The organism is uncultured Acetobacteroides sp. (genome assembly GCF_963667355.2).
GTDB lineage: Bacteria > Bacteroidota > Bacteroidia > Bacteroidales > ZOR0009 > Acetobacteroides.
The window spans coordinates 201,252-214,847 of the sequence record NZ_OY763328.2; the positions used below are offsets into that span (position 1 = coordinate 201,252).

8 protein-coding genes are annotated in these 13,596 nt (G+C 50.7%); all 8 read left to right on the forward strand.

The features are described from left to right. Nucleotides 1–692 precede the first annotated feature (692 nt). The 8 genes from ACHZA1_RS00870 to ACHZA1_RS00905 all read left to right on the forward strand — a co-directional run bounded on the left by ACHZA1_RS00870 (nucleotide 693) and on the right by ACHZA1_RS00905 (nucleotide 13,593). Complete coding sequence (locus tag ACHZA1_RS00870) at nucleotides 693–2,132, forward strand: family 43 glycosylhydrolase (RefSeq protein ID WP_320053350.1); 1,440 nt, start codon at nucleotides 693–695, stop codon at nucleotides 2,130–2,132. A gap of 155 nt (nucleotides 2,133–2,287) precedes the next feature. Beyond that, entirely contained in the window at nucleotides 2,288–5,416 is a 3,129-nt protein-coding gene (locus ACHZA1_RS00875; protein ID WP_320053351.1) for a glycoside hydrolase family 2 TIM barrel-domain containing protein, read from the forward strand. An 86-nt stretch (nucleotides 5,417–5,502) separates the two neighbouring features. Then, the gene (locus ACHZA1_RS00880; protein WP_320053352.1) at nucleotides 5,503–6,471 is read left to right on the forward strand and encodes a glycoside hydrolase family 43 protein; all 969 of its coding nucleotides are present in this window, start codon (nucleotides 5,503–5,505) and stop codon (nucleotides 6,469–6,471) included. 111 nt (nucleotides 6,472–6,582) lie between these two features. After that, entirely contained in the window at nucleotides 6,583–8,214 is a 1,632-nt protein-coding gene (locus ACHZA1_RS00885; RefSeq protein ID WP_320053353.1) for a sodium:solute symporter, read from the forward strand. 21 nt (nucleotides 8,215–8,235) lie between these two features. After that, nucleotides 8,236–8,931 carry an L-ribulose-5-phosphate 4-epimerase gene (locus ACHZA1_RS00890; RefSeq protein ID WP_320053354.1) on the forward strand — a complete coding sequence of 232 codons (696 nt, stop codon included), beginning with the start codon at nucleotides 8,236–8,238 and terminating at the stop codon, nucleotides 8,929–8,931. A gap of 16 nt (nucleotides 8,932–8,947) precedes the next feature. Further along, entirely contained in the window at nucleotides 8,948–10,453 is a 1,506-nt protein-coding gene (gene araA, locus ACHZA1_RS00895) for an L-arabinose isomerase (protein ID WP_320053355.1), read from the forward strand. 5 nt (nucleotides 10,454–10,458) lie between these two features. After that, nucleotides 10,459–12,141: a ribulokinase gene (locus ACHZA1_RS00900; RefSeq protein ID WP_320053356.1), complete on the forward strand. Its 1,683-nt coding sequence runs from the start codon at nucleotides 10,459–10,461 to the stop codon at nucleotides 12,139–12,141. 81 nt (nucleotides 12,142–12,222) lie between these two features. After that, on the forward strand, nucleotides 12,223–13,593 hold the full coding sequence (locus ACHZA1_RS00905) for a glycoside hydrolase family 27 protein (protein ID WP_320053357.1): 1,371 nt from the start codon (nucleotides 12,223–12,225) through the stop codon (nucleotides 13,591–13,593). The last annotated feature ends 3 nt before the right edge of the window (nucleotides 13,594–13,596 follow it).

Here is a 13,596-nt window from a genome sequence, read left to right on the forward strand (position 1 = left end):
AATTGCACTTGGATGCTCCGCAAACGAATTTGACGCACCTGCAATCGAGTTTAACCATGACGCAATGACATGTGGCGCCTTCGCAATCGGGCTTGGCTGTATCGCAATCGGCATTGGCACCTCCGCAATCGGGCTTGGCAGTAACGCAATCGGCATTGGCACCTCCGCAATTGAGCTTAGCTGTGTCGCAATCGGTATTAGCACCTCCGCAATTGCGCTTGGATGCTCCGCAAACGGATCTGACGCACCTGCAATCGAACTTGACCATGACGCAATCAGGCTCAGTTGGGGAGCATTCGAAAACAGCAGCCGCCATTCGGCTAAGCAAAGCAGCCCCTCTAAGGATGCTTGTTGCCCTTAAAAGCCGCCACCAAACCGGGCGCAGAAGTTCCCAATTTTTAACACATTAGTTTGGTCTAACCAGATGGCAAATTTTCACACTTCCCCCAACAGGCATCACCCCTCCATCGCCATGCACACGCCTGACTTTTAAGAGTTAGCCCTATCAATCAACCACAGCGAGGAGACGGCACAAAACCTCGATCTGAACTATTTTTTCCCCGTTAATGACTTTTTTGTCACACCTACATCTCCCCCACCCTAATACATTTGTATGCTGTGGAGTCGGGTATTTTACAGCCTTTAACGTTATAAAACAGAAATAATCGACCCTAACACAGATACATCCAACAATGACAAAAAGTACTGCTATACGCACACGCCTCGCACCGCTTTGGGCGCTGCTTGCCGCCTGCACGCTGGCACCCTCGCTGGAGGTGGCCGCGCAGAAGACCGAGGCAAAAACCACCATCGTAAACGGTGCCGTACATACCGACATCGCCGGCAACCTGATTAACGCCCACGGGGGCGGCTTCCTGAAGGTGGGCGAGTACTACTACTGGATTGGCGAAAACCGACACGACGACGTGCTGGTGTCGTGCTACCGTTCGAAGGACTTGGTAAACTGGGAGCTGAGGGGCGACCTGCTCACCCGCCAGTCGAACCCCGAGCTGGCCAAGGCCAACATCGAGCGCCCCAAGGTAATCTACAACGAGGCCACCAAGCAGTTTGTGATGTGGATGCACTACGAGATCCGCACCGACTACAGCTACGCCAGGGCGGCGGTGGCCACCTCTTCGGATATCGAAAAGCCGTTTACCTACCTGCGCAGCTTCCGCCCGTTCGACAACATGTCACGCGACTGCAACCTGTTTAAGGACGACGACGGCACGGCCTACTTCATATCTTCCACCCGCGAGAACCGCGACATGAACGTGTACGAGCTCACCGCCGACTACCTCGATGTAAAGGAGAAGGTGCTGACGCTGTGGCCCGGCTCGCAGCGCGAGGCGCCCGCCGTGGTAAAGCGCGGCAGGTACTACTTCATGCTCACCTCGTTCTGCACCGGATGGGACCCCAACCAGGCCAAGTACGCCTTCGCCACCTCCATGCGGGGCCCCTGGTCGGCGCTGAAGAACGTGGGCTCGCCCATGTCGTTCGACACGCAGCCCACCTACATCCTGCCCATACAGGGCGCTAAAACCACCAGCTACCTCTACGTAGGCGACCGCTGGGATCCCTCGCAGTACTTCAACTCCCGATACATCTTCCTACCGCTAACGTTCGCCAACGACACCACCATGGTGATGGAGTGGGCAAGCAAGCTATCGGTAGATATGAAATCGGGCAAGCTATCGGCAAAGGCCACGACCCCCAAGCAGCTACGCATCAAGAGCAAGTGGACCGGAGCCTACCTAGCCCCGCTGCGCACAGCTGAAAATGGCGCCAACGCCATTGGCAACTACCGGCTCGACTACGCCAAGGAGGATCAACGCTGGGTGGTAGAACCTACGGGGAAAGACTTTGCCCGAATAAGGCATGTGCCAAGCGGCCGCTACCTCGACGACCAGGCAGCGCTATCGGACAAGAATAAGGACGATGGCCAGGTTTGGAAGATCGTAAAGCAGAGCGATGGTTGGTGCAAGCTGGTAAACAAGAAGAGCGGCAAGGCGCTGAGCATCGAGCGCTCGCGCAACAAGTCGGACGAGAAGCTCTTTACCACCGCCTTCGACGAGAAGTACGATCAGCACTACGACAAGCAGGGCTTCCTGCTGGCACCAGCCTACGAGTAGTGCTGCTTCCAGCCAAACATATACACGACATTTGGGTTTCTTTATTATAATTCAGGCTCCATTCCTAAGCAAGTTGGGTAATCGAAAGTGTTAATGATAGAATTTAGGAATGGAGCCCACTTTACACACACAACGAAACAATTCAGACGTATCGCATGAAAACAAAATGGTTAGCAACGGGTTTACTAGCACTATTGCTTTCGCCTTCGTTTGCACAGGAAAATAAGACTGTCAACGACTGGGAAAACCCCGAAGTATTTCAAATCAACCGGGAGCCCGCACGGGCAACCTTCCTCCCCTTTGCCGACGAGCGTTCGGCATTAGCCGACGAGTACATTCGCTCGCCCTGGTTCCTCTCCCTCAACGGGAACTGGAAGTTCCAGTGGTCGCCCACCCCCGATCAGCGCCCCGTTGATTTCTACAAGCCCAGCTTTAGCGTAATCAACTGGAAGGAGATAAAGGTTCCCTCCAACTGGGAGCTTCAGGGGTATGGCATTCCAATCTACACCAACATCACCTACCCCTACAAGAAGAATCCACCCTACATCGATCACTCCGATAACCCTGTTGGCTCGTACCGTCGCAACTTCGACCTACCCGCCAGCTGGAACGGCCGCCGCGTTTACCTCCACTTCGAAGGGGGCACCTCGGCCATGTACATCTGGGTGAACGGACAAAAGGTGGGCTACTCGGAGAACACCAAGAGCCCCGTCGAATTCGACATCACCAAGTACGTGAAGCCCGGTAAGAACCTGGTAGCCGTAGAGGCCTACCGCTGGAGCGATGGCTCGTACCTCGAAGATCAGGACTTCTGGCGCCTATCGGGTATCGACCGCAACCTGTACCTCTACAGCACCGAAAACATCCGCATTGCCGACTTCTTTGCCCGCCCCGACCTAGATGCCAGTTACAAGAATGGGCTGCTATCGGTTGATGTTACCCTGCGTAACTACAACAAGGCAGGTAAGAATTCACAGGTTAGGGTATCGCTACTCGATGCCTCAGGCAAGGAGGTATTCGCCCAAACCCAAAAGGCCAGCACACCTGCCGATGCAAAGAAGGATCTCACATTTTCGAAGAGCCTCTCGTCGGTAAAGCTATGGAGCAACGAAACGCCCTACCTGTACTCGCTGGTGCTAACCCTTTACGATGAAAACGGCAAGTTCGTAGAGACGGTATCATCCAAGGTAGGCTTCCGCAAGGTAGAACTCAAGAATGGGCAGCTGCTGGTAAACGGCAAGCGCATCTACGTTCACGGCGTCAACATCCACGAGCATAACCCAGTCACCGGTCACTACCAGGACAGGGAGACCATGCTGAAGGATATCCGCACCATGAAGCAGAACAACATCAACGCCGTTCGCTGCAGCCACTACCCCAACAACATCGACTGGGTGAAGCTATGCGACCAGTACGGTATCTACTTGGTTGATGAGGCCAACATCGAAACTCACGGCATGGGTGCCGAGCTGCAAGGCTGGTTCGACAAGTCGAAGCACCCCGCTTACCTACCCGAATGGAAGGCAGCACACATGGACCGTACCGTTAGCCTAGTAGAGCGCGACAAGAACCATGCATCAGTAATTCTATGGTCGTTAGGCAACGAGTGCGGCAATGGCCCCATCTTCCACGAAACCTACAAGTGGATTAAGGAGCGCGATAAAACCCGCCTAGTGCAGTTCGAGCAAGCAGGCGAAACCGAGAACACCGATGTAGTGTGCCCCATGTACCCCGAAATTAGGTATATGAAGGAGTATGCTGCACGCCAAAACGTAAAGCGCCCATTCATCATGTGCGAGTACTCGCACGCTATGGGCAACAGCTCGGGCAACTTTAAGGAGTACTGGGATATTATCCGCGGAAGCAAAAATATGCAGGGCGGATTCATCTGGGACTGGGTTGACCAAGGATTTGAGGTTACCGACGAGGCCGGTCGCAAGTACTGGTCGTACGGCGGCGATATGGGTAGCCAAAACTACACCAACGACGAAAACTTCTGCCACAACGGGCTGGTTTGGCCCGACAGAACGCCTCACCCAAGCCTATTAGAGGTGAAGAAGTACTACCAAGACATCTACTTTACGGCTACACAACCCGAAAAAGGTTTAGTAACAGTAGCAAATGAGTTCCACTACACCAACCTTGCCGACTACGTATTCAAGTACGAGGTGATTAAGAATGGAGAAGTAATAAAAAGCGGCAGCTTCGATGTAGCTCTAGCACCCGATTCTCAAAAAGAGGTTCAGCTAGCAATGCCCGAAATGCCTGCTACCGATGGTGCCGAATACTTCCTAAACGTATACGCATACACCCGCAACGGTTCCGAGATGATTCCTCAAGGACACGAGGTTGCCCGCGAGCAGTTTAAGTTAGGCGAAGGAAAGTTCTTTGCTAGCGCTTCAGCAAGCGGTGCTGCACCAAAGGTGTCAACCGATAAGGATAGAATCACCCTAAGCGCAGGTGGTGTCGATGTAATCATCAACAAGTGGTCGGGCCTAATTGGCGGCTACAGAACCGACAACAGCTGGTACTTCAACAACAAGCCAGCACCAAACTTCTGGAGAGCCCCAACCGATAACGACTTCGGAAACGGCATGCAGGCAAAGTGTAACATTTGGCGTACTGCCGGAAACAACACCTCTGTAAAAAGCATCGATGTGAAGGAAGAAGGCGGCAAGGCAATCGTAACGGCCAACCTATACCTAAAGGATGTTGCATCGGACTATCAGATTGTGTACACTATGGCTGCTGATGGTGCTTTATCGGTAAACGTAAGCTACAAGGCAGGTGCTAACGTACTGCCCGAGATGCCCCGATTCGGCATGATTATGTCACTGGGCGAAGAGTTCGACAACTTCAACTTCTACGGACGTGGTCCTTGGGAGAACTACACCGATCGCAACACCGCTGCTAACATTGGAATTTACTCTAGCAAGGTTTCAGATCAGTACGTGCCATACACCCGTCCACAGGAGAATGGCTATAAGACCGATGTTCGCTGGCTAACCCTTACCAACAATGATGGAAAGGGCATCCAAATAAAGGGACTTCAGCCAATCTGCGTAAGCGCGCTGAATAACTACCCCGAAGACTTTGATCCAGGTTTATCGAAGAAGTATCGCCACACCAACGACATCACTCCTCGCAGAGAGGTAGTGCTTTGCGTAGACCTCGCACAACGTGGCGTAGGTGGCGATAACAGCTGGGGAGCATATCCTCACGAGCAATACCTGCTAAAGGCTAAAGAATACTCCTACGGGTTTACCATTACCCCCGTTAAGTAGGCAACGGCACTAACACACTCAATAATTCCCTGCCTTTTTTTTATAAAGGGCAGGGTTATTAGTTAAAACAGACAAAACATTACATCATGAATAAGCCTAATTTTAAAGCACTAGCGCTCGTTGCATTTGCAGTGATACTCACCGCAAGCGCTGCACTAGCCCAGAAAAAGGCGGAGAAGCAGATTTGGCTCTTCTCGTACTTTAACGACAACGGACAAGACGGGCTACACCTTGCCTACTCTACCGACATGTACACCTGGAAAGCGCTCAACAACGACAAATCATTCTTAGCACCTCAGATCAGCAACGACAAGCTAATGCGAGATCCCTGCATCATTAAGGGTGGAGATGGAAAGTTCCACATGGTTTGGACAGTTAGCTGGAACGAAAAGGGTATTGGCTACGCCTCATCAACCGATTTGGTTAACTGGAGCGAACAGCAGTACCTACCCGTTATGGAGCACGAGTCAACGACCCTAAACGCATGGGCACCCGAAATCACCTACGATGCAAAGAAAAAGGAGTACATGATCTACTGGGCATCTACCATCCCCGATCGCTTCCCTATGCTTGGCGTAAACCCTAAGGACAAGTACAACCACCGCATGTACTACGTCACCACCAAAGACTTCAAAACATTTAGTAAGACAAAGCTACTTTACGATAAGAAGTTTAGCGTAATCGATGCAACCATACTTAAGGATGGAAAGCAATTCGTCATGTTCCTGAAGAACGAGAACGATGCCCCTGCCGAAAAGAACTTACGTATTGCCTTTAGCAAAAACCTCACTGGCGAATACAGCGAGCCTACAGCCCCAATAACCGGCAAGTACTGGGCCGAAGGTCCAACCGTGCTAAGAACCAAAGACCGTTGGATTGTCTTTTTCGATAAGTACATGGACGGAAAGTATGGTGCTATCGAATCTACCGACCTTAAGAATTGGAAAGACATCTCCGATAAGATATCGGTTCCAAAAGGAATTCGACACGGAACTGTATTCTCAGTAACCGAAAAAGAATTCGAAATCCTCAAACAAAAGATCGGAGAAAAATAGCATTACATCAGTATATCTTATATACTTGCAATCGAGCACAAATCCCTTTAGGTCACATTAAATTGGCCTAAAGGGTATTTATAAAAAGGACTAACTAATTCAGCACATTAAATGGCAACACTAGATTGGACAATTATCGGAGTATTCTTAGCCGCACTGGTGGGCGTTGTACTCTGGGTTATCAGAAGAGATCACAAAAACACCAGCGACTATTTTCTTTCTGGCCGTAGCGAAACATGGCTGGCAGTTGGAGCGGCAATCTTTGCAGCAAACATTGGATCGGAACACCTTGTAGGTTTAGCAGGAGCAGGTGCCGAAAGCGGCATGGCAATGGCTCACTGGGAAATGCAAGGCTGGATGATATTGATTCTTGGTTGGGTATTTGTGCCCTTCTACGCGCACAGCAAGGTATTTACCATGCCCGAGTTTTTATACAAGCGTTTCAACAAGAATACCAGTTCTACGCTATCAATCATTACCCTCATCAGCTACGTGCTTACCAAAGTATCGGTTACTGCATTCACTGGAGGTATTTTCCTACAGAGCGTACTAGGCATTAACTTCTGGTATGGGGCAATTGGCCTTGTACTGCTTACTGGTATTTTCACCGTTCTTGGAGGTATGAAGGGTATTATGATGCTTTCTGTCATCCAAACACCAATTCTTATTATTGGTGCCTTCATCATTCTATTCCTAGGATTGTACGAAGTTGGTGGCGGAGGTATTCTCGATGGATGGAACACTGTTCTTGAGCATATTGGTTCTAACAAGCACCTCATTCATGCCGACCCTTCCGATCCGCTATATGCTAAGTTCCCTGGTATAGGCGTAATCTTTGGAGCAGCCATCATCGGATTCTGGTACTGGTGTACCGACCAGCATATCGTGCAACGTGCACTTGCCGCTAAGGACCTAAACAACGCCCGTAAGGGTACCATCCTTGCAGGTTTCCTTAAGATTCTTCCTGTATTCATGTTCCTCATCCCAGGTATGATTGCCGCTGCGCTTAAGGCTCAAGGAAAAATCATGTTCGACACCAACGACCAAGCTTACGGTACTTTGGTTACCACCCTACTCCCTGCCGGAATTAAGGGTATTGTTACCGTTGGTTTTATTGCTGCACTTATGACATCGCTAGCAGCACACTTCAACTCTTCGGCAACTCTATTTACCATCGACTTCTACAAGCCACACCACCCCAATGCAACCGAAGCTCGCCTTGTATGGGTTGGTAGAATTGCTACAATAACCGTATTTGGACTAGGCCTCATTTGGATTCCTATTATGCGTGGACTAGGTAGCGTTCTCTACGAATACCTGCAAAACGTACAGTCGCTTATTGCACCAGCCATTTCGGCCGTATTTATTCTTGGCGTATTCAACCGCAAGATTACCCCAAAGGCTGGCGAATGGGGATTGCTGATTGGTTTTGGCGTGGGTATGTTCCGTCTAGTGCTGATGATCTTCAGCAACCATATTGCACCCGACAGCCTACTAGGAGAGATGCTTGCCATCAACTGGCTATACTTCTGCCTATTCCTATTCTTCTTTACTATGGCGATAATGTTCCTTATCAGCTTCTTCACACCTAAGGCAAGCGAAGATCAGCTAAAGGGACTAACATACTTTTCGCAGTCTCCCGAGCAGATTGCAGAAACCAAGGCTAGCTGGTCGTTCACAGATATCATTACCTCTGCAATTGTTGTGTGTACCTGCGTTGCCTTCTACATCTACTTCTGGTAGTTAAATTAATTATATTAAGACATGCTAGAAGCACTAAAACAGACTGTTTTTGAAGCAAACCTCGACTTGGTAAAGCATGGTCTCGTGATCTTCACATGGGGCAATGTAAGCGCTATCGACAAAACTTCAGGTCTAGTAGTAATCAAGCCTTCGGGCGTATCATACGATACCATGAAAGCCGAAGATATGGTTGTAGTTGATTTAGACGGAAAGGTGGTAGAGGGGACTCTATCGCCTTCATCCGATACTCCAACACACCTAGAACTATACAAAGCATTTCCAGAAATAGGTGGAGTGGTTCACACCCACTCTACCTATGCAACTGCTTGGGCTCAGGCTGGCGTTGACCTGCCCAACATTGGCACCACCCACGCCGACTACTTTGCCCAAGAAATTCCATGTACACGCCAAATGACCGAAGAAGAGGTTAAGGGCGAATATGAGAAAGAAACTGGGAATGTAATCATAGAGAGGTTTGATGGGATAAACCCCACATACGTACCAGGTGTACTGGTGCAAAACCACGGACCTTTTTCGTGGGGCAAGAACGCCTCCGACGCAGTTCACAACGCAGTTGTCATGGAACAGGTTGCTAAAATGGCGTATATTGCCTTCAGCATTAATCCTAATCTGACCATGAACCCACTGCTTATTCAGAAGCATTTTTACCGTAAGCATGGTCCAAACGCCTACTACGGTCAAAACAAAAAGAAATAACTTAAAATAAAAGAACATGGACTTCAAAAATTTAGAGGTTTGGTTTGTAACAGGAGCACAACTCCTTTACGGTGGCGATGCAATCATTGCCGTTGATGCACACTCGAATGCAATCGTAGAAGCACTAAACAAATCAGGGCAGCTTCCAATTAAGGTTGTTTACAAAGGAACCGTAAACTCTGCTCCCGAAATATCTGCCGCCTTCAATGACGCAAACGTAGACGACAAGTGTGTTGGTGTTATCACCTGGATGCACACCTTCTCGCCTGCCAAAATGTGGATTGCAGGCTTAAAGAACTATAAGAAGCCTCTTCTGCACCTACACACCCAGTACAACAAGGAGATTCCATGGAGCGAGATTGACATGGACTTCATGAACCTCAACCAAAGCGCACACGGCGACCGCGAGTTCGGACATATCGTTAGCCGCATGCGCAAGAATCGCAAGGTGGTAGTGGGGCACTACGAAGATGACTCAGTTCAGGGACATATTGCCGTTTGGATGCGCGTTGCTGCCGCTTGGGCTGATGCACAAGGCATGCGCATCATTCGCTTTGGCGATAACATGAACAACGTTGCCGTTACCGATGGCGATAAGGTGGAAGCCGAATTGCGCTTTGGCTACCATGTGGACTACTACCCAGTTGGAGATCTAGTAGCCGAACAGGATAAGGTTTCGGAAGCAGATGTAGACTCTTTGGTAGCTGTATACGAAAAAGAGTACGATCTAGCACCTAATGCAAAGAAGGGTGGAGCCCAACACCAGCAGGTGCGCGAAGCTGCTCGCGAGGAGATTGCGCTTCGTCGTTTCCTAGAGCAAAAGGACGCAAAAGCATTTACCACCAACTTCGATGCGCTTCACGGGCTCAACCAGCTTCCTGGGCTTGCCTCGCAACGCCTAATGGCCGATGGCTATGGCTTTGGAGCAGAAGGCGACTGGAAAACTGCCGCTCTTGTTCGCACCATGAAGGTGATGGCTCAGGGCTTAAACGGCGGCACCTCGTTCCTTGAGGACTACACCTACCACTTTAAGGGCAAAGGTTCCATCCTACAAGCGCACATGCTCGAAATATGTCCAACAATTGCTGCTCACAAGCCTAAGCTCGAGGTTCACCCTCTAGGTATTGGTGGAAAGGCTGATCCTGCACGTCTGGTATTCACATCGCCAGCAGGAACAGGCGTAGCAGCAACCGTTGTTGATATGGGCAACCGCTTCCGTATGATCGTAAACAAGGTAGATGTTATCGAACCAGAAGCAGCGCTACCAAAACTTCCTGTTGCCAGTGCTCTTTGGGTACCTCAACCCAACCTCGAAGTAGGTGCAGCAGCATGGATTTACGCAGGTGGCACCCACCACACCAGCTTCTCGTACGTGCTAACCGAAGAGTACATGGAAGACTACGCAGAGATTGCAGGTGTAGAGATGGTAACCATCGACAACAGCACCACCATCTCCAACTTCAAAAAGGAGCTGCGATTTAACGAAATGTACTACATGCTGAAGGGTTCTTTAGAATACTAGAAAAGATGGGTAACACAAAATACGTAATTGGATTAGATTACGGGAGCGACTCGTGCCGTGCGCTGGTGGTAAATGCCACCAGCGGCGAGGAGCTCGCATCCTCCGTAAAGTACTACACCCGCTGGATGAAGGGTATGTACTGCGATCCACTGGCTAATCGCTACAGGCAGCATCCGCTCGACTACGTGGAGGCGCTAGAAGCCTCGGTAAAGGAAGCGCTAGGCAAGTGTAAGCCAGAGGTAGCCGAAAATGTTGTAGGCATCTCCTTCGACACTACGGGTAGTACACCTGTACTCATAGACAGCGAAGGTACACCACTAGCGCTACGTCCTGAGTTTACCGAGAATCCTAATGCAATGTTCGTTCTTTGGAAGGATCACACCGCCATTAAGGAGGCTGCCGAGATTAACAAGCTTGCCAAGGAATGGAAGGTTGACTATACGGCATACGAAGGTGGCATCTACTCGTCGGAGTGGGTATGGGCAAAGATGACGCACGTACTTCGCGAGGATGCAGATGTTCGCAAAACAGCCTACTCCTGGATTGAGCACTGCGACTGGCTACCCGCCATTCTTACCGGTAACACCAAGCCCGAAGAGGTGAAACGTAGCCGCTGTGCCGCCGGACACAAGGCACTTTGGAGCGAACAGTGGGGTGGACTACCACCTGAGGATTTCTTCGTAGCCCTCGATCCTTGCCTAAAAGGATACCGAGACAGGCTATTTACCCATACCTACCCCAGCAATGAAAAGGTTGGAAGCTTAACTCCCGAATGGGCTCAACGCCTAGGATTGTCGACCAGCGTAGCCGTTGGAGTAGGCGCATTCGACTGCCACATGGGGGCAGTTGGTGCCCAGATTACCCCAAACACCTTCGTTCGCGTTATCGGTACATCAACCTGCGACATCATGGTATCGTCGTACGAGGAGATGGGCAATAAGCTGGTACCAGGTATTTGCGGACAAGTTGATGGCTCTGTTATCCCAGGAATGGTTGGACTAGAGGCTGGTCAATCGGGCTTTGGCGATATATACGCGTGGTTTAAGCGCGTAGTTGCTTGGCCAGTTGAAAGCATCCTATCGAAAACCACCCTAGTTGATGCTGAAACCAAGCAGAAGCTGATAGACGAAGTGCTCGACCAGATTATCCCTGCGCTATCGGCAGAAGCAGCTAAGATTCCGGTTAGCAGCAGCTCCATCCTGGCTACCGACTGGATGAATGGCCGCAGAACGCCAGATGCCAGCCAGCTGGTAGAGGGAACCATTACCGGGCTTACCCTAGGCAGCTCCGCTCCGCTCATCTTTAGGGCGCTAGTAGAAGCAACCGCATTTGGTTCGAAGGCTATAGTTGACCGCTTCCTCGAGAACGGAATCAAGATAGATAGCGTAATAGGCATTGGCGGCATCTCGCTAAAATCGCCATTTGTTATGCAGACGCTTGCCGACGTTTTGGGCATGCCAATTAAGGTTGCCAAGAGCGAACAGGCTTGTGCCCTTGGTGCTGCCATGTTTGCCGCTGTGGCTGCAGGTGTTTACTCGACTGCCGAGGAGGCCCAGAAAGCCATGGGGCAAGGATTTGCGCTGGAGTATCATCCAAACCAGGAGAACCACAAGGCATATCTTGAAATCTACAAGGAATACCTAAAGCTCGGACAAATTACCGAGCAGGCATTCTACACTCAGAAGTAATAGAAATTAATCTTGGAATTACGGGGGAAAGGATTTGCATCAGCAAACCCTTTTCCCCCATTTCGCATAAAATTCGCACCTATGAAGCTAAAACATACGCTGCTCTTAGCGGCGCTTACAGCATCGGTACAGCTAATTGCCCAACCATCGCAGACTAAGGAGATGGAGTTCCACAAGTGGGCAGCAACGCCTCCTATGGGGTGGAACAGCTGGGACTGCTACGGCCCGACGGTTACCGAACCCGAGGTTAAGGTAAACGCCGACTACATGTCCAAGAATCTGAAGAAATTTGGATGGGAGTATATCGTGGTGGACATCCGCTGGTATGTGGATAACGACAAGGCGCATGGGTACAACGAAAAGGACCCCGTGTTCTGCATGGACGAATACGGCCGCTTTATTCCATCGGAGGCGCGATTCCCATCATCAGCAAAAGGAAAAGGCTTTAAGCCTCTTGCCGACTACATCCACAGCAAGGGATTGAAGTTTGGCATACACATCATGCGCGGCATTCCTAAGGTTGCCGTTAAGAAGAACACGCCTATCCTAGGCTCTACGGCCCATGCTGCCGACATCTACAACACCAATCTGCTCTGCCCCTGGCTGGGCGACATGTACACCGTTGATGCCACCAAGAATGGTGCACAGGAGTACTACAACTCGCTGATGGCCCTTTACGCATCGTGGGGGCTCGACTTTATTAAGATTGACGACCTCTCGCGCCCATACCATCAGGATGAAGTTGAGCTTATCCGCAAGGCCATCGACAAGACAGGCCGCAAGATTGTGCTGAGCACCTCGCCCGGTGAAACGCCGCTGGCAAGCGCCGAGCACGTGCAAACCCATGCCAACATGTGGCGCATCATCGACGACTTCTGGGATAACTGGGGGCAGGTAAAGGAGCACTTCGCCCTATTCGAGAAGTGGATTCCCTACGCCGGCAAGGGGCACTGGCCCGATGGCGACATGCTCCCCATTGGCAAGATCGGCATCCGCGCCGAGCGTGGCGACAACCGCTTCTGCCACCTGAGCGTCGACGAGCAGCACACCCTAATGTCGCTATTCGCCATGGGTAAATCGCCCCTGATCTTTGGCGGCGACCTACCCAGCAACAACGACTTTACCCTATCGCTAATCACCAACAAGGAGGTTCTCGACATCAACCAGCACAGCAAGAACAACCGCCTGCTGTTTAAGGATAACGACATCTACGTTTGGACAGCCGACGCCGCTAACGGCGATAAGTACCTAGCCCTATTCAACGCCCGCGATGGCGAACAGCCCGAAAAGGTAACCGTTAAACTCAGCCAACTTGGTATAAAGGGGCAGGTTGCCGTTAAGGAGCTGTGGCAAAACAAGCCACTCGGAAAGGTTAGCGACGAGCTATCGCAGCTGATCCCCAAGCACGGCGTTGGGCTGTACAGGCTATCGACGGTAAAGAACAAGAAATAAACC